Annotated in this window: 18 protein-coding genes and 1 tRNA gene; 9 read left to right on the forward strand and 10 right to left on the reverse strand. The window is 66.9% G+C overall.

What is annotated here, in order from left to right:
- Nucleotides 1-189: 189 nt before the first annotated feature.
- The gene (typA, locus tag N7I30_RS08165; protein ID WP_228240750.1) at nucleotides 190-2,016 is read left to right on the forward strand and encodes a translational GTPase TypA; all 1,827 of its coding nucleotides are present in this window, start codon (nucleotides 190-192) and stop codon (nucleotides 2,014-2,016) included.
- Nucleotides 2,017-2,111: 95 nt separating this feature from the next.
- Here the strand turns inward: typA and N7I30_RS08170 are convergent, their stop codons facing one another.
- A complete protein-coding gene (locus N7I30_RS08170; RefSeq protein ID WP_498638012.1) occupies nucleotides 2,112-3,323 on the reverse strand; it encodes an aminotransferase class V-fold PLP-dependent enzyme in 1,212 nt (403 codons plus the stop codon).
- 204 nt (nucleotides 3,324-3,527) lie between these two features.
- Here N7I30_RS08170 and N7I30_RS08175 point away from each other — a divergent pair, with 204 nt between their 5' ends.
- The 4 genes from N7I30_RS08175 (at nucleotide 3,528) to N7I30_RS08190 (ending at nucleotide 5,707) form a co-directional block, all read left to right on the forward strand.
- A complete protein-coding gene (locus tag N7I30_RS08175) occupies nucleotides 3,528-3,908 on the forward strand; it encodes a PH domain-containing protein (RefSeq protein ID WP_024351905.1) in 381 nt (126 codons plus the stop codon).
- Between the two features lie 154 nt (nucleotides 3,909-4,062).
- On the forward strand, nucleotides 4,063-4,569 hold the full coding sequence (locus tag N7I30_RS08180) for a GNAT family N-acetyltransferase (RefSeq protein ID WP_024351904.1): 507 nt from the start codon (nucleotides 4,063-4,065) through the stop codon (nucleotides 4,567-4,569).
- A 212-nt stretch (nucleotides 4,570-4,781) separates the two neighbouring features.
- Nucleotides 4,782-5,318: an inorganic diphosphatase gene (gene ppa / locus N7I30_RS08185; RefSeq protein WP_009211470.1), complete on the forward strand. Its 537-nt coding sequence runs from the start codon at nucleotides 4,782-4,784 to the stop codon at nucleotides 5,316-5,318.
- Nucleotides 5,319-5,557: 239 nt separating this feature from the next.
- Complete coding sequence (locus N7I30_RS08190; protein WP_155898549.1) at nucleotides 5,558-5,707, forward strand: DUF1127 domain-containing protein; 150 nt, start codon at nucleotides 5,558-5,560, stop codon at nucleotides 5,705-5,707.
- A gap of 114 nt (nucleotides 5,708-5,821) precedes the next feature.
- On the opposite strand, the gene N7I30_RS08195 is transcribed toward N7I30_RS08190, so the two are convergent.
- Nucleotides 5,822-6,139 (reverse strand): DUF167 family protein, encoded by a 318-nt coding sequence (locus N7I30_RS08195; protein WP_498638016.1) that lies wholly within the window; start codon nucleotides 6,137-6,139, stop codon nucleotides 5,822-5,824.
- 21 nt (nucleotides 6,140-6,160) lie between these two features.
- Entirely contained in the window at nucleotides 6,161-6,463 is a 303-nt protein-coding gene (locus N7I30_RS08200) for a YggT family protein (RefSeq protein WP_228240747.1), read from the reverse strand.
- 176 nt (nucleotides 6,464-6,639) lie between these two features.
- Here N7I30_RS08200 and N7I30_RS08205 point away from each other — a divergent pair.
- Both N7I30_RS08205 and N7I30_RS08210 read left to right on the forward strand, forming a co-directional pair.
- Nucleotides 6,640-6,715, forward strand: a tRNA-Ala gene (locus tag N7I30_RS08205).
- Between the two features lie 139 nt (nucleotides 6,716-6,854).
- Nucleotides 6,855-8,078, forward strand: a complete 1,224-nt coding sequence (locus N7I30_RS08210) for an MFS transporter (protein ID WP_228240796.1) — start codon at nucleotides 6,855-6,857, stop codon at nucleotides 8,076-8,078.
- A gap of 17 nt (nucleotides 8,079-8,095) precedes the next feature.
- Here N7I30_RS08210 and N7I30_RS08215 read toward each other — a convergent pair whose 3' ends face one another.
- Together N7I30_RS08215 and N7I30_RS08220 are read right to left on the reverse strand one after the other, a co-directional pair.
- Nucleotides 8,096-8,794 (reverse strand): HAD family hydrolase, encoded by a 699-nt coding sequence (locus N7I30_RS08215; RefSeq protein WP_498638017.1) that lies wholly within the window; start codon nucleotides 8,792-8,794, stop codon nucleotides 8,096-8,098.
- Nucleotides 8,795-8,893: 99 nt separating this feature from the next.
- On the reverse strand, nucleotides 8,894-9,904 hold the full coding sequence (locus N7I30_RS08220) for an LLM class flavin-dependent oxidoreductase (protein ID WP_498638019.1): 1,011 nt from the start codon (nucleotides 9,902-9,904) through the stop codon (nucleotides 8,894-8,896).
- A 167-nt stretch (nucleotides 9,905-10,071) separates the two neighbouring features.
- Here N7I30_RS08220 and N7I30_RS08225 point away from each other — a divergent pair, with 167 nt between their 5' ends.
- Nucleotides 10,072-11,865, forward strand: a complete 1,794-nt coding sequence (locus tag N7I30_RS08225; RefSeq protein WP_024351898.1) for an L-lactate permease — start codon at nucleotides 10,072-10,074, stop codon at nucleotides 11,863-11,865.
- Nucleotides 11,866-11,960: 95 nt separating this feature from the next.
- Here N7I30_RS08225 and N7I30_RS08230 read toward each other — a convergent pair whose 3' ends face one another.
- Entirely contained in the window at nucleotides 11,961-13,181 is a 1,221-nt protein-coding gene (locus N7I30_RS08230) for an argininosuccinate synthase (RefSeq protein ID WP_009207897.1), read from the reverse strand.
- Between the two features lie 195 nt (nucleotides 13,182-13,376).
- On the opposite strand from N7I30_RS08230, the gene N7I30_RS08235 reads away from it, so the two are divergent.
- Nucleotides 13,377-14,021, forward strand: a complete 645-nt coding sequence (locus tag N7I30_RS08235; RefSeq protein WP_024351896.1) for a LysE family translocator — start codon at nucleotides 13,377-13,379, stop codon at nucleotides 14,019-14,021.
- Between the two features lie 13 nt (nucleotides 14,022-14,034).
- Here the strand turns inward: N7I30_RS08235 and N7I30_RS08240 are convergent, their stop codons facing one another.
- The 4 genes from N7I30_RS08240 to rlmN form a co-directional block, all read right to left on the reverse strand.
- Complete coding sequence (locus N7I30_RS08240; protein ID WP_188076427.1) at nucleotides 14,035-14,694, reverse strand: glutathione S-transferase family protein; 660 nt, start codon at nucleotides 14,692-14,694, stop codon at nucleotides 14,035-14,037.
- A gap of 82 nt (nucleotides 14,695-14,776) precedes the next feature.
- On the reverse strand, nucleotides 14,777-14,998 hold the full coding sequence (locus tag N7I30_RS08245) for a BrnA antitoxin family protein (RefSeq protein WP_498638023.1): 222 nt from the start codon (nucleotides 14,996-14,998) through the stop codon (nucleotides 14,777-14,779).
- 5 nt (nucleotides 14,999-15,003) lie between these two features.
- Complete coding sequence (locus N7I30_RS08250; RefSeq protein WP_277021908.1) at nucleotides 15,004-15,459, reverse strand: hypothetical protein; 456 nt, start codon at nucleotides 15,457-15,459, stop codon at nucleotides 15,004-15,006.
- Between the two features lie 96 nt (nucleotides 15,460-15,555).
- Nucleotides 15,556-16,797, reverse strand: a complete 1,242-nt coding sequence (gene rlmN / locus N7I30_RS08255; protein ID WP_498638025.1) for a dual-specificity RNA methyltransferase RlmN — start codon at nucleotides 16,795-16,797, stop codon at nucleotides 15,556-15,558.
- Nucleotides 16,798-16,979 lie beyond the last annotated feature (182 nt).

Consider the following 16,979-nt stretch of genomic DNA (forward strand, 5'->3'; position numbering starts at 1 on the left):
AATGACTATGTGGGTTGCTCGTTCGGTCGCGTTCGCCCCGTCTTCCGTGAAGAGGACGGGCGGGTCGCGCCGCATAAACACGCCTCCACCTTTCGCACCCGCACAAATTGCTGTATGGGAGCGTGGAATTCGCGCCGGGTGGACCATTGATGGTCCCGCCGCGGCCTTAACTCGTTTCCGGTGACACTTATGAAGCTCCGCAACATCGCGATCATCGCGCATGTCGATCATGGCAAAACCACACTCGTCGACAAGCTCCTGGCGCAGTCGGGATCGTTCCGCGAGAACCAGCGCACCGAAGACCGCGCGATGGACTCCAACGATCTGGAGAAGGAGCGGGGCATCACCATCCTGGCCAAGGCGACTTCGGTCGAGTGGAAGGATACCCGCATCAACATCGTCGACACCCCGGGCCACGCCGATTTCGGCGGCGAGGTGGAGCGTATCCTGAACATGGTGGACGGCGCCGTGATCCTGGTCGACGCGTCGGAAGGCCCGATGCCGCAGACCAAGTTCGTGCTCGGCAAGGCGCTGAAGGTCGGCCTGAAGCCGATCGTGGCGATCAACAAGATCGACCGCGCCGACGAGCGCCATCAGGAAGTCCTCAACGAGATCTTCGACCTGTTCGTCTCGCTCGACGCGACCGAAGAGCAGCTCGACTTCCCGATCCTCTACGGTTCGGGCCGCGGCGGCTGGATGGCCGAGGAGCCGGAAGGCCCGCAGGACCAGGGCCTGACCCCGCTGTTCGACCTGATCCTTAAGCATGTCCCGGAGCCGGACACGGCCGGCAAGGACGAGCCGTTCAAGATGATCGGCACCATCCTCGAAGCCAACCCGTTCCTCGGGCGCCTGATCACCGGCCGCATCCAGTCCGGCTCGATCAAGCCGAACCAGGCGGTCAAGGTGCTGCATGGCGACGGCAAGCTGCTGGAAAGCGGCCGCATCTCCAAGATCCTCGCCTTCCGCGGCCTCGAGCGCGTGCCGCTGGACTTCGCCGAAGCCGGTGACATCGTCGCCATTGCGGGCCTGTCCAAGGGCACCGTGGCCGACACCTTCTGCGACCCGCAGGTCAACGAGCCGCTGCACGCCCAGCCGATCGATCCGCCGACGGTGACGATGTCCTTCATCGTCAACGACTCGCCGCTCGCCGGCACCGAGGGCGACAAGGTGACCAGCCGCGTCATCCGCGACCGCCTGTTGAAGGAAGCCGAGGGCAACGTCGCGCTGAAGATCGAGGAAGCCGCCGACAAGGATTCCTTCTACGTCTCCGGCCGCGGCGAGCTGCAGCTGGCCGTGCTGATCGAGACCATGCGCCGCGAAGGCTTCGAGATCGGCATCTCGCGTCCGCGCGTGGTCATGAAGGAAGACGAGAACGGCCAGACGCTCGAGCCGATCGAAGAGGTCGTCATCGACGTCGACGAGGAGCATTCCGGCGTCGTCGTGCAGAAGATGTCCGAGCGCAAGGCCGAGATGATCGAGCTGCGCCCGTCGGGCGGCGATCGCCAGCGCCTCGTGTTCCATGCCCCGACCCGTGGCCTCATCGGCTACCAGTCGGAGCTCCTGACCGACACGCGCGGCACCGCGATCATGAACCGGCTGTTCCACAGCTACGCCCCGTTCAAGGGTGAGCTGCCGGGCCGCAACACCGGCGTCCTGATCTCCAACGACACCGGCGAGAGCGTGGCCTTCGCCATGTTCAACCTGGAAGACCGCGGCCCGATGGTCATCGACGCCGGCGTCAAGGTCTATGCCGGCATGATCATCGGCATCCACACCCGCGAGAACGATCTTGAAGTGAACGTTCTGAAGGGCAAGAAGCTGACCAACATGCGCGCATCGGGCAAGGACGAGGCGATCAAGCTGACGCCGCCGATCCGCATGACGCTCGACCGGGCGCTCTCGTGGATCCAGGACGACGAGCTCGTCGAGGTGACGCCGAAGACGATCCGTCTGCGCAAGATCTATCTCGACTCCAACGAGCGCAAGCGCTTCGACAAGAGCCGCAAGGCGGCCTGATCCGCAGCACGGCATTCGCCGGATACATAAAGGGCCGCGCATTCCATCCGGGATGCGCGGCCCTTTTCGTTTGCGAGTTCAGTTAGCGGAAATCTCTATTCCGCGGCGTGCTGCATGAGGGCGCTGCCCTCGGCGGCGGCATCCCGGTACCAGCCTTGTGCGGCGGCGACGCCCGAGCCAAGCTCGATCCGCGCCCCGGCATCGGCCAGCGCCATTTCGGCGACGCTCAGCGCCGTCAGGCACATCGCCGGGTTGAGATCGCCGAGATGGCCGATGCGGAACACCTTGCCGGAGAGCTGCGCCAGCCCGCCGCCGAGCGATGTGTCGTAACGCTCATAGGCGGTGCGGATCACCGCATTGGCGTCGACGCCCTCGGGGACGCGGATCGCCGAGACCGTGTCGGAATGCCATTGCGGCGCCACGGCCTGCAGCTTCAGGCCCCAGGCGTCGACGCCCCGCCGCACGCCCTCGGCCAGTCGGTGATGGCGGGCGAAGACATTGTCGAGCCCTTCCTCGAAGAGCATGTCCAGCGCCACCCGCAGCCCGTGGAAGAACTGCGTCGGCGGCGTGTAGGGGAAGAAGCCGTTGTCGTTGTGGGTGATCATGTCGGCGAAGGCGAAATAGGTGCGCTCCATCTTCGGCCGGTTGTCGCGGGCCGCCGCCAGGGCCTTTTCGGAGACGGCCAGGAAGGACAGGCCGGCTGGCAGCATGAAGCCCTTCTGCGAGCCGGCGACGGCGAGATCGACGCCCCATTCGTCCTGCCGGAAGTCGATCGAGGCGATGGACGAGACACCGTCGACGAAGATCAGTGCGGGATGCTGATGGGCATCGAGCAGCCGCCGGACGCCGGCGACATCCGAGGTCACGCCGGTGGCGGTCTCGTTGTGGGTGACGAAGACGGCGCGGATCGCATGCGCCCGGTCCGCCGCGATCGCGCGTTCATAGGCATCGAGCGGCACGCCGGCGCCCCATTCCACGTCGATGGCGTCGACGTCGAGCCCGAGCCTCTGGGCCATGTCGACCCACAGATGCGAGAACTGGCCGAAGCGGGACATCAGCACCCTGTCGCCGCGCGCCAGGGTGTTCTGGATCGCCGCCTCCCAGGCTCCGGTGCCGGAGGAGGGATACATGAAGACGCGTCCCTCGCGCATCTTGAAGACGCGCTTCAGATCCTCGAAGAGGGGCAGCGACAAGGCTGGAAAGTCGGGCGCCCGCTGGTCTTCCATCGGCACGTTCATGGCCCGCCGGACGCGCTCCGGGACATTGGTGGGGCCGGGAATGTAGAGATGCCGGATACCGTGCTTCATGCGATCCTCCCAGACGCGCAGCCGCGCGAACGGGTGCCGCGAGGCCAGGTGGGCAGACCTTAATCCGCCGGGTCGGTAAGGCAGAGTTTCAAATTCTGACCCATGCCTTAGAAAAACTGATGGCCGTCGTCGGTGGGCATCGCGGGTGGACAGTGCCGGACGGCGCCCGAAATGGCGGCGAAGACGAAACGGGGATGTGACGCGATGGGACTGATTTCCGGCCTGATGGGCCTTTCCAGCGATGCGGACGCGACGGCGATCGAGGCCGATCTGGCGCCGATCCTGTTGCCGGGAGAGGGCGTCGAACTCGCCTTCCAGATCGTGCGGGATCTGCTGGTGTTCACCGATCTGCGGCTGATCATGGTCGACAAGCAGGGCATGACCGGCCGCAAGCGGCACATCCAGTCGGTGCCCTATCGGTCGATCACCATGTTTGCCATCGAGACCGCCGGCAGCTTCGATACGGATTCGGAAATGACGCTCTGGGTGTCCGGCCAGTCACCGATCACCCGGCCGCTGTCGCGGCGTGCCGACATTGCCGGCATCCAGCGGGCGCTGGCGCAGGGCGTGCTGGCGCCCCGATAGCCGCGCCTTCGATCCGACCTCCCAGCAAAAACCGGGGGATAGCCACTTGCTGTGTCCCCGCTCGGACTCCCGGACGACTACAGTCGCCGCGAATCGCCGGACGGTGCCGGCGAACCAAGACGGATCGTTCGATGTGGGTTATGGTTAAGCTTCCATGAAGACGCTTGCCGCCGAAATCCGTCTGGCCGAACCGCACGATGCCGCCGCCCTGTCCGCGGTGCATGCCACCTCGTGGCGCGGCGCCTATGGCGGGCTGATCCCGCATGGCAGCCTCGAGAAGATGATCGGCCGGCGCAACGACGACTGGTGGGACACGGCGATCCGCAGCGGCGCGGCGATCCTGGTGGCCGAGTTCTCCGGCGCGCCGATCGGCTACGCCACGCTGGGCCGCAACCGCACCGAGGCGCTCCGCGCCGACGGCGAAATCTACGAACTGTATCTGCGGCCCGAATATCAGGGGCTGGGCTTCGGCAAGCGCCTGTTCGAAGCCGCCGCCGCGCTGTTGCGCGAGCGGGGCCTGAAGGGGCTGGTGGTCTGGGCGCTGGCCGAGAACGACCGGGCGATCGAGTTCTACGGGCGCCTCGGCGGCCGCGACATCGCCGAAGGCAGCGAATGCTTCGACACGCGCAAGGTCGCCAAGATCGCCTTCCTCTGGAACTGACCTCCGCAGCCGACGCGCCTGCGCCCGGCCGAAGGGCCGTACAGCCTGCGCAGCCGCGTGTTGCGCGGGTTCGCCGGAGCGGCTAGAGCGTCTTCGGGAAAACCGGGCCACCAACGCGATCATCCCTGCCATGGATCGCTCTCGCGTCCTTTGGGGACATGCGAGGCGGGTCGCCCGTTCGGATCGACAGGCCACATCTGGAAGGACACATCATGCGCATCGACGCGATCGCCCGCGGCAAGAACCCGCCGGAAGACATCAACGTCATCATCGAGGTGCCGCTGGGCGGCCACCCGATCAAGTACGAGATGGACAAGGACGCCGGCTGCCTGGTCGTCGACCGCTTCCTCTACACGCCGATGACCTATCCGGGGAATTACGGCTTCGTGCCGCACACCCTGTCGGATGACGGCGATCCGATCGACGTCCTGATCTGCAACACCCGCCCGCTGTTTCCCGGCTGCGTGATCAACTGCCGCCCGATCGGCGTGCTGGTCATGGAAGACAACAGCGGCGAGGACGAGAAGATCATCGCCGTGCCGTCACCGCACATCACGCGCCGCTTCGAGAATGTCCGCGAATATGGCGACCTGCCGGAGATCACGCTGCTGCAGATCGCCCACTTCTTCGAGCACTACAAGGATCTGGAGCCCGGCAAGTGGGTCAAGATCGGCGACTGGGGCGACAGCGCCAAGGCGCGCTCGCTGATCACCGCGGCGGTCGAGCGGGCCGAAAACGCCAAGGGCTGACCGGACCGGTCCACAGACAGCATCCAGTGACGGGCGTGGCGGGCAACTGCCGCGCCCGTTCTGCATTCCGCCGTCCGGACGAGGGGGCGGAGCAATGTAGCATCGAAGATATTGACGGACTGATGACTGCGTCATGCGCAGAATGCACACGAGACGTGCAGCAAAACGCACTACTTTTGTGCAGTGCGATCTCTTATTTGATGGCTATCGAAAACCCCAAACCCTGGAATCAGGATCCCATGTTTCGCCGTCTGACCACCCGCCTCAACACCTACCGCAACCATCGCAACCAGATCCGCCAGCTGGAAATGATGGACGACCGCGAGCTCGCCGACATCGGCGTCGGCCGGTCGCAGATCACTCAGGCCGTCCGCTTCGGCCGTCTCTGAGACTTGAGGCCGCGGCGCAGGACGCCGCGATCGGGCATCGATCCGCTCTGCCCCACATGAATGCATGCCACGCCGCCTTCGACTGAGTTCGGGCGGCGTTTTGGTGTCTAAAGGTCAGTTCAGGGCGTTCAGCGCCGCCGCGAGACGCTTAGCGTCGCCGGTGAGGCGCAGGGTCTTCACCCGCGACATGTGGCCCGCAACCAGCGTCACCGCCGATTTCGGAACGCCGATCGTCCTGGCCAGGAGCTTGAGAAGCGCGGCATTGGCCTTGCCGTCCTCGGGCACGGCCCGCACCCGCGCCTTCAGGAAGGCGCGTCCCGCCGCATCCGTTACGCTGCCCTCGATCCGGTCCGCGGCGGATTTCGGCGTCAGGCGGAGATCGACGAGAACGGCATCCTCGCCGTCAGGCCGCCAGAAGCGCGCGTCCGTCACCGGACCGGGCGGAGCGATCGCTCAGATGCCGGCGCTGTAGATCGCCGGATTGACGTAGACCGCGATCAGATACTGCAGGAACATGATGGCAAACAGGACGACCAGCGGCGACAGGTCGATGCCGCCGAGATCCGGCAGGACGCGGCGGATGCGCCGATAGACCGGCTCGGTCATCTGCCACAGGAAGCGGCCGACGGAGTCGACGAAGGGATTGCCGGGATTGACGATGTTGAAGGCATAGAGCCACGACAACACGGCCGACGCGATCACGATCCACCAGTACAGATTGAGTGCCTGATAGAGGACGTAGGTGACTGCAAGCATCAAATCGGGCCCTTTGCGATAACGGTTTCGGATGTAGCCATCGCCTTGCCGATACGCAAGCCGCGCCCGCTTCGCCGCTTGCGCGACCGGCCCGGTTCGGTCACGCCGTGGCCGCCATGCAAGGGGCGTTGACAGGGCCGGCGCCGCGGCACTAAATGCCGGTCGAAATGGTGGACGGGGCTGTAGCTCAGTTGGGAGAGCGCGTCGTTCGCAATGACGAGGTCAGCGGTTCGATCCCGCTCAGCTCCACCAGCCATCATTTCCTTCCAGGACATCGCGCAGTCATGGTCCGCCTTGCCCGGTTGGTGCGGGCCGGATCGTTGCAGGTGCGTGGGTGACACAGGACAGTGAGACCGCTTCCGCCGCGCCGGGCGATCCGGACGCGAGCGCCATTCCGGTCGAGGATCGCTTCGCCGCCTTCCGCAATCCGCGGTTCCTGCGCTACTGGCTGTCGCGCTTCTTCTCCACCTTCGCCATCCAGATCGTCGTCGTCTCGGTCGGCTGGCAGATCTACGATTTGACCCGCAATCCGCTGGATCTGGGGATCGTCGGCCTCTGCCAGTTCCTGCCGGCTCTCGTCCTGGTGCTGGTCACCGGGGCGGCTGCCGACCGCTATTCGCGGCGGATGATCATGGCGGTGGCAATCCTCGTCGAGGCGCTCGGCGCCCTCGGGCTGCTGCTCCTGACCTGGCACGGTCTCGCCACACCCTATCCGGTCTTCGCCATTCTCGTCGGCTTCGGCATTGCCCGCGCCTTCTTCGGCCCGGCCTCGCAGTCGCTGGTGGTCAATCTCGTCACCAAGCGCGAACTCGCCAACGCGATTGCCTGGAACTCATCCTCCTGGCAGATCGCGGCGATTGTCGGCCCGGTTGCCGGCGGGCTGCTCTACGGCGTGTCGCCCGTCGCCGCCTACGGCACCGGCCTGACGCTGTTCGTCGCGGCTGCTGTGCTGGTCCTGTCGATCACCGCGCCCAGTCAGAAGCGCTCGAGCGAGCCGGCGAGCTTCGAGACCATCGTCGCCGGCTTCCGCTTCATCTGGTCGGAGAAGGTGGTGCTCGGCGCGATCTCGCTCGACCTCTTCGCCGTGCTGCTCGGCGGCGCCGTGGCGCTGATGCCGGTCTATGCACGGGACGTCCTGCATGTCGGCCCCTGGGGGCTCGGGCTCCTGCGCGCCGCCCCGGGCATCGGCGCGGTGTCGATGGCGGTGTGGCTCGCGGCCCACCCGATCAAGACCCATGCCGGCGTCAAGATGTTCGTCTTCGTCGGCCTGTTCGGCGCCTTTACCGCATTGTTCGGCATGGCCACCGTGCCGTGGCTCGCCATCGTCGCGCTGATCTTCATGGGCGCGTCGGACATGATCAGCGTCTACATCCGCGAGACCATCATGCAGCTCTGGACGCCGGACGAGGTTCGCGGCCGGGTCAATGCCGTCAACATGGTCTTCATCGGCGCGTCCAACGAGCTCGGCGAGTTCCGCGCCGGGGTGATGGCCTTCTGGATCGGCGCCGTGCCGGCGGTGGTGCTCGGCGGGCTCGCGACAGTCGGCGTCGCCGGCCTGTGGTCGTGGATGTTCCCGGATCTGCGCAAGGCCCAGCATCTGGCCGGCCGCGACTGAGGCGGGCCGGCCCGCGCTCAGCCGATCTCTGCGAGGATGGTGCGCACTTCGCCGAGCCTGTCGACCTGCCGGAAACGCGGCGCGCTCTTTGGAGCCTCGGCATGTTCCAGCGCCCATGTCAGCTCGTGCGGGACATGGACGCCGAAGCTGCCCGCCGCCAGCGCCGGCAGCACATCCGACTTCAGCGAATTGCCGACCATCATGGCGCGGGCCGGCCCGTCGCCATGGCGGGCGAACAGCCGCTCATAGGTCGCCGCCGTCTTGTCGCTGACGATCTCCACCGCGTCGAAATAGTCGCCCAGCCCGGAGGCCGCGAGCTTGCGCTCCTGGTCGAACAGGTCGCCCTTGGTGATCAGCACCAGCCGATAGCTCCCGGTAAGCGCGGCAAGGGTCTCCTGCGCTTCGGGCAGGGCTTCGACCGGGTGCTCCAGCATCTCGCGGCCGGCATCGAGGATTTGCCGGACGATGGCCGGTGAGGCGGTGTCGCCGGTGACGTCCAGCGCGGTCTCGATCATCGACAGGACGAAGCCCTTGATGCCGAAACCGTAGTGGCCGAGATTGCGACGCTCGGCCTCCAGGAGCCGGCTGGAGACCAGCTCCGCATCGGCATGATCGGCCAGCATCTTGCGGAACCGGGCCTCGGTCAGCTGGAAGAACCGCTCATTGTGCCAGAGCGTGTCGTCGGCATCGAAGCCGATCGTGGTGAGGGCGGGCATCGGGCACACTCCGCATCCGTGACGCGCAATCTGTAGCGCCGCGCGTCGGCGCTGCAAAGCGCCCGGGCGGCGGACCGCTCTTCCGAAACCCGTGACTGCCTATTCGGCGGCGTCGCGTCGGGCGCCGATCTCCTGCATCACCCCGGCGGCGATCTCGAAGGAGCGCTTGCGGGCCGCGTGATCGTGGATCTGGCCGGTCAGGATCACCTCGTCGGGGCGGTAGGTGTCGATCAGCGCCGACAGGCTGGCGGCGACACTGGCCGGCGAGCCCGTGGCCGAGACCGACAACGCCTGGTCGACCATGGATTTCGCCATCGGGTCGACGCGGGCCTCGAAATCGTCGACCGGCCGCGGCAGCGGTCCCGGCATGCCGGTGCGCAGGTTCACGAAGGCCTGCTGCATCGAGGATTTCAGCACCCGGCCTTCCTCGTCGCTGTCGGCGGCGAAGACGTTGACCGCCAGCATGAAATGCGGCTCGGGCCAGCGCTCCGACGGCCGGTAGCTGTCGCGATAGACCTCGATGGCCTGGGCGAGCGCGCCCGGCGCGAAATGCGAGGCGAAGGCATAGGGCAGGCCGAGATGGGCGGCGAGTTGGGCGCCGTAAAGGCTGGAGCCGAGAATCCACACCGGCACCCGGGTGCCTTCGCCGGGCACCGCGCGGATGCGCTGGTTCGGCTCGGCCTCCTCGAAATAGACCATCAGCTCCATCACGTCCTGGGGGAAGTTGTCGGAGTTGTCGAGGCTGCGGCGCAGCGCCCGCGCGGTCATCTGGTCGGTGCCCGGCGCGCGGCCGAGGCCGAGATCGACCCGGTCGGGATAGAGCGTCGCCAGCGTGCCGAACTGTTCGGCGATCACCAGCGGGGCATGGTTGGGCAGCATGACGCCGCCGGCGCCGACGCGGATCGTCTGCGTCTGCCCCGCTACATAGCCGAGCGCCACGGCCGTCGCGGCGCTGGCGATGCCGGTCATGTTGTGATGCTCGGCCATCCAGTAGCGCGTGTAGCCGAGCGCCTCGGCGTGGCGTGCCAGGTCACCGGAATTGTGCAGGGCGTCGGCGGCGGTGCCGCCCTCGGGGATCGGCGACAGGTCGAGGACGGAATAGGGGATCATCGCTTGGCACCTTTCGGGATCAGACTTTCGTCTATCTGGGGATCGCAGGAGCCCGGGAAAAGCCGGTCTGAACAGTCAATCGTCAGGACGGCGAACAATCCCTCTTGCTTTCTGTCCAGCCGAGGAAAATTAGCAGCCAAGTCACTCACCCTTCGGAGGAAACGGGAATGGGGCAGGGAGTTCTCTTCGGCCTGGCATTGCTGCCGGTCGCGATCGTGTTCGTCTTGCTCGTCGTCATGCGGCGATCGGCCAAGCTCGCCATGCTGGTGGCCTATGCGGCCACGGCGATAATCGCGCTCACCGTCTGGGGCCAGGATCTCGGCACGGTTGCCGGCGCCACGGTCAACGGTCTCGTCACCGCGCTGACGCTGCTCTTCATCATCTTCGGCGCCATTCTCGTCCTGCAGACCGTGCATGAAAGCGGGGCCATCCGCGCCATCCGCCGCGGCTTCACCGATCTGTCGCCCGACCGCCGCATCCAGGCGATCATCATCGCCTGGCTGTTCGGCTCGATGATCGAGGGCGCCTCCGGCTTCGGCACCCCCGCCGCTGTCGCAGCACCTCTGTTGGTGGCGATCGGCTTCCCGGCCATGGCGGCCGTGCTGGTGACGCTGATCATCCAGTCGACGCCGGTCTCCTTCGGCGCCGTCGGCACGCCGATGCTCGTCGGCATCAACACCGGCCTGTCGGGCAATGACGGCGTCTTGCAGACCATCTCGCCGCTGCCGCTGATCGACTATGTCTATGCCATCGCCGCCAATGTCGCGATGGTCCACGCGCTCGTCGGTTTCGTCATCCCGCTGATCATGGTCGGCATGCTGACCCGCTTCTTCGGCGCCAACCGCTCCTTCATCGAGGGCTTCCGGGTCTGGAAGTTCGCGCTCTTCGCCGGGATCGCCTTCACCGTCCCCTATTATCTGGTGGCATGGCTGCTGGGGCCGGAGTTTCCGTCGCTGGTCGGCGGCCTGATCGGCCTGTTGATCGTCGTGCCGGCGGCGCGCCGCGGCTTCCTGTTGCCGAAGGACCGGTTCGAGTTCCCGGCGCGGCAGGGCTGGAACGATCACTGGTTCGGCACGCTGAAGGCCGCCGAGGCCGAAGAGGTGGCGGCGGGCCATGCCAGCGGCCGGCAGATCTCGCTCATGCGGGCCTGGTCGCCCTATCTGATCATCGCGGTGCTGCTGGTGCTGACCCGGGTCATCGCGCCGCTGAAGGCGGCGTTGACCTCGCCGAGCGCGACGCTCGCCTTCAACGATCTGTTCGGCTCGGGCATCAACGCCACGGCGCAGCTGCTCTATTCGCCGGGTGCGGTGCTGATCATTGCCTCGCTGCTGGCGGTGTTCATCTTCGGCATGAGCGGCAAGGCCTATGCAAGGGCCTGGGCCGGCTCGGCCCGCACCATGGTCGCCGCGGCGCCGGCGCTGCTCCTGGCGGTGCCGATGGTGCAGGTGTTCCTGAACACCGGCCGCGGGCCGCTGGAATCGATGCCGCTGGTACTGGCCGAAGGCGTCTCCAGCGTCGTTGGCAGCGCCTGGCCGCTTTTCGCGCCGCTGATCGGGGCGCTCGGCGCCTTCATCGCCGGCTCGAACACCGTGTCGAACATGATGTTCTCGCTGTTCCAGTTCTCGGCGGCCGAACAGATCGGGCTCGGCGCGGCCGGCGCGATGATCGTCGTCACGCTGCAGGCCGTGGGCGGGGCCGCCGGCAACATGATCTGCGTCCACAATGTCGTCGCGGCCTCCGCCGTGGTGGGCCTGACCGACCGCGAGGGCGAGGTGATCCGCATGACACTGATCCCCATGGCCTACTACGTCGTGCAGGCCGGCCTGATCGGCATGGGGCTGATCTATGGCGGCATCTGGCTGATCCTGGCGGTCGTCTGGCTGGCGATCGTCCTGACCGCCATGGCCTTCAACCGCAGCCGGCGCCCGGTCGCCGCGCAGGAGCCGGCGCCCGCCCGATAGGCGCACGGTTCCGGCAAAGAAAAGGCCCGGCGGAGCGATCCGCCGGGCCTTTGTCGTTCGGGACTGCTGCCGGCGCGCGGGCGCCGGGCGAGAGCCTAGCGGCCGTCGCGCTTGGCGAGCGTGCGCAGGCGCAGGGCGTTCAGCTTGATGAAGCCGGCGGCGTCCTTCTGGTCGTAGGCGCCGTGATCGTCCTCGAAGGTGACCAGCGCGTCGGAATAGAGCGACTTCGCGCTCTCGCGGCCCTCGACGATGACATTGCCCTTGTAGAGCTTCAGCCGCACCGTGCCCTCGACATGGCGCTGGCTGTGGTCGATGGCGGCCTGCAGCATCTCGCGCTCCGGCGAGAACCAGAAGCCGTTGTAGATCAGCTCGGCATAGCGCGGCATCAGCTCGTCCTTGAGGTGCATGGCACCGCGGTCGAGGGTGATGGATTCCATGGCGCGATGGGCGGCGAGCAGGATCGTGCCGCCCGGCGTCTCGTAGATGCCGCGCGACTTCATGCCGACGAAGCGGTTCTCGACGAGGTCGAGACGGCCGATGCCGTTGTCGCGGCCCAGATCGTTCAGCGCCGCCAGCAACTCGTGCGGCTTCATCGCCTTGCCGTCGATGGAGACCGGATCGCCGTTCTTGAAGCCGACGGTGATGATCGTCGCCTGGTCCGGCGCGTCCTCGGGGCTGACGGTGCGCATGAAGACGTAGGGCGGCGCCGATTCCGCCGGGTCTTCCAGCACCTTGCCCTCGGAGGAGGAGTGCAGCAGGTTGGCGTCGACCGAGAAGGGCGCCTCGCCGCGCTTGTCCTTGGTGACGGTGATCTGGTTCTTCTCGGCGAAATCGAGGAGATCGGTGCGCGACTTGAACTCCCAGTCGCGCCACGGCGCGATGACCTTGATGTCGGGGGCCAGCGCATAGGCCGACAGCTCGAAGCGGACCTGGTCGTTGCCCTTTCCGGTGGCGCCATGGGCGATGGCGTCGGCACCGGTCTCGCGGGCGATCTCGACCAGTCGCTTGGAGATCAGTGGCCGGGCGATCGACGTGCCCAGAAGGTAGGTGCCCTCGTAGACCGCATTGGCGCGGAACATCGGGAAGACGAAGTCGCGGCAGAATTCCTCGCGCACGTCCTCGATGTAGATCTCCTTGATCCCCATCATCTCGGCCTTCTTACGGGCCGGTTCCAACTCCTCGCCCTGGCCGAGATCGGCGGTGAAGGTGACGACCTCCGCGCCGTATTCGGTCTGCAGCCATTTCAGGATGATCGAGGTGTCGAGGCCGCCCGAATAGGCGAGGACGACCTTCTTGATGTCGCGATGCTGTGCCATGGGTTCTTCCGTCTTGCCGTTTGCATGGGCTCTAGCGCAAAGCGGGCCGCGAGGGAAACCGGGCGTCGCACGGGCAGGGCCGGTGCGGGCGGAAATCCGGTGGCGTTCGGCCCGTTGCGGGCCTAGGTTCGGCGCCGGTCTGCCGCTGCCGCAGATGGCGCGAGCGAAGGGTCCCGGCACACAGATGAGGGCGCGATGAGCTTTCTTCCCGATCTTGCGACGCTGCTTGCCTTCGTCGCCGCGGCGTTCGTCCTGACGATCACCCCCGGGCCGGACATGACGCTGTTTCTCGGCCGCACCCTGTCGGAAGGGCGGGCGGCCGGCTTCGCGGCCATGCTCGGGGCGGCGACGGGCATCCTCGTCCACACCAGCCTTGCCGCCTTCGGCATCTCGGCGCTGATCGCCGCCTCGCCGGAGGCGTTCCTGGCGCTGAAGATCGTCGGCGCCGGCTATCTCGTCTTCCTCGCCATCCAGGCGGTGCGCGGCAGTTCCACCTTCCGCCTCGACGGCACCGCGGCGCGGCGCCCGCACAGCCTGTTCTCCAACTGGCTGACCGGGATCGGGATCAATCTCCTCAATCCGAAGATCATCCTGTTCTTCGTGACCTTCCTGCCGCAATTCGTCTCGGCGCAGGACAGCGACGTCGCCGGCAAGCTGTTCTTCCTCGGCGTGTTCTTCATCGTCCTGGCGGTGCCGATGAGCGCGGCGATGATCCTGGCCGCCGACAGGTTCGCGGCGGCGCTGAAGCGCCGGCCGAAGATCATGCGCGGCATCGACTGGCTGTTCGCCAGCGTGTTCTCGGCCTTCGCGGTGAAGATCCTTCTGACGCAGGGGCGCTGAGCCCGATCGCGCCTCAGGCGTAGGCGTAGGGGCCGCCGCGCTTCAGGCCGCGGCGATAGGCCGGGCGCTCGTGGATGCGCAGCAGGAAGTCGCGCAGCTTCGGTCGGTCCTCGTAGCCGAAACGCTGGGCGGCCGCCTCGACGGGAAAGCTCATCATGATGTCGGCGACGGTCATTTCCGGCCCGGCGAACCAGCCGGTGTCGCCGAGCGAGGCTTCCCAATGGTCGAGATGCAGCGCCATCTGCGGGCGCACCAGCATGTCGTCGACCTTCTTCATCGAGGTTTTGAGAATCGGCTTGGCGAAGAAGGGCGCGCGGGCCGGGATCATCTGCAGCACCAGCATCAGGAACAGCGGCGGCATCGCCGAGCCTTCCGCATAGTGCAGGAAGTGGCGGGCGTTCCAGTAATCCGCGCTGCCCTCAGGCGGCATCAGCCGTCCGTTGCCATGGCCGGCGAGGATGTATTCGACGATGGCCCCGGTCTCGGCGACGGTCCGCGCGCCGTCGGTCAGCACCGGCGACTTGCCGAGCGGGTGGACGGCCTTCAGCTCGGCCGGCGCGCGCATGTCCCTGGCGCGCTCGTAGCGCTTCACCTCGTAGGTGACCTCGAGTTCCTCGAGGAGCCACAGGACGCGCTGGGAGCGCGAATTGTTCAGGTGATGGATCGTGATCATGGCGCCAATCTGCCGCAGTGCAGCGTCAGGGCAAGGTCTGCCGGCGCGCCATGATCCCGCAACGACGTGCGGGAAGGCCTCTTCAGAGGCCGGCCGCCTTGCGCAGGGCGGCGTTGATCCGGTCCTGCCAGCCGGGGCCCTCCTCCTGGAAATGCTCCAGCACGTCGCGGTCGATCCGCAACGAGACCATCTCCTTCGCCGTCGGAACGCCGGTGGAGGTTTCCTTCAGCCGTTCGTTGGACGGCGCGGCGGGCTTGAAGACGGCCTCTGCGGCGGCGCGGGGATCGGTGGGGCGGCGGGCCATTCTGTCTATCCTTCGCTGGCGCCGTCGGCGCTCGGTTCGGTCCTGCGGCGGCGCCACCGGCCGGCGGTTCGTCCGGCAACGATCCAGTAGGCCAGGGCAAAGCACAGGGAGGCGACGACGATCGCCGTCTGGACGCTCATATGCGGAGCACTGCCGCCATAGGCGGTGACGATGATCGCGACACCGCCGATGATGCCGGCGGCGATGTGGAGAACGATCGACGACAGGGCGAAGAGCTCGGTGGCGACCATGAACAGGGCCCAGGGCACCAGCACGACCGAGCCGATCTGCGCCGCCTGGGCGAAGAAGGCGATGCCGGTGTGGAACAGGAAGACGGGATCGGCGCCGGTGATGCCTCGCGGCGCGTCGAGAAACGGCCAGAGCATGGCGAAGGCGGCGGTCATGACGGCGGCGACGAAGCCGATCGGGATCACGAAGAGAAAACGCAGGACGGTGCTCATGCGGCGGCTCTTATCCTTCCCGAACGGCCGAGGCGAGCGCCCCGCAGGCTGAATATGGGGCGGCTCGCAGGACGGGCCACGGCGCGCAGACCGCGATCAGTCCGCGGCGAGTTCGCTGGCGCGCAGGGATTCGAGCCGATCGCGGGCGCTCTTCTTCATGCGCTCGGATTCCGACTTCAGCTGGCCGCAGGCGGCGAAGATGTCGCGGCCGCGCGGCGTGCGGATCGGCGAGGCATAGCCGGCCTGGTTCACATAGTCGGCGAAGCGCTCGATCTGGTCCCAGTCGGAACATTCATAGGCCGAGCCCGGCCACGGGTTGAACGGGATCAGATTGATCTTGGCCGGGATGCCGCGAAGGATGCGCACCAGTTCCTTGGCGTCGGCCATGGAATCGTTGACGTCCTTCAGCATCACATATTCGAAGGTGATGCGGCGGGCGTTCGACAGGCCGGGATAGGCGCGGCAGGCGTCGAGGAGGTCCTTGAGCGGGTACTTCTTGTTGATCGGCACCAGTTCGTCGCGCAATTCGTCGCGCACGGCATGCAGCGAGATCGCCAGGCTGACGCCCATCTCCTCGCCCGCCTTGACGATCGACGGCACGACGCCGGAGGTCGACAGCGTGATGCGCCGCTTCGACAGGGACAGGCCCTCGCCGTCGGAGGCGACCGCCATCGCCTGGCGGACATTGTCGTAATTGTAGAGCGGCTCGCCCATGCCCATCAGCACGACATTGGTCACCAGCCGGCCACCGTTCGGCACGATCGCGCCGGCCGGGGTCGCCGCGTCCGGCAGATCGCCGAGCCGCTCGCGCGCCGCCAGGATCTGGCCGACGATCTCGTCGGGCAGGAGGTTGCGCACGAGGCGCTGAGTGCCGGTGTGGCAGAAGGTGCAGGTCAGGGTGCAGCCGACCTGACTGGAGATGCACAGCGTGCCGCGGCCTTCCTCGGGAATGTAGACGGTCTCGATCTCGACCGGCCGCCCGGCGCCGCGCGGCGGAAAGCGGAACAGCCACTTGCGGGTGCCGTCGACCGAGATCTGCTCGTCGACCACTTCCGGCCGGGCGATCGTATAGGCCTCGTCCAGCGCCTGGCGCAGCGTGCCGGCGACATTCGCCATCTGCGAGAAATCGGCGACGCCGCGCACATAGAGCCAGTGCCAGAGCTGCGCGACGCGCATGCGGATCTGCTTGTCCGGCACGCCGACGGCGGACAGCGCCTCGCCGAGGGCGGCGCGGTCGAGGCCGACCAGCGACGGCTTCTCGTCGCCGGCCATGGGCATGGCCGGCGGCGCGGGACGCGGGCGATTGGCGGCGTGGGCGAGATCGAGCGAGACGGCCATAGCGTGTCCTTTCGCAGGCGACGTGCCGGCGAGACTGACTGAAATTCGGAAATTCACCCCGTCACATGACGGTTTCCGGTCGGTTTCGCAAGGTCAGGCCGTCTTTCCGCTGCCTGAAACGCCAAACGCCGGGCTTCCGGGCCCGGCGTTTTCAGCGATGGCAGACCCCGGCCGAAGCCGGT

The sequence above is a fragment of the Aurantimonas litoralis genome, from assembly GCF_026153195.1.
GTDB classification, from domain to species: domain Bacteria; phylum Pseudomonadota; class Alphaproteobacteria; order Rhizobiales; family Rhizobiaceae; genus Aurantimonas; species Aurantimonas coralicida.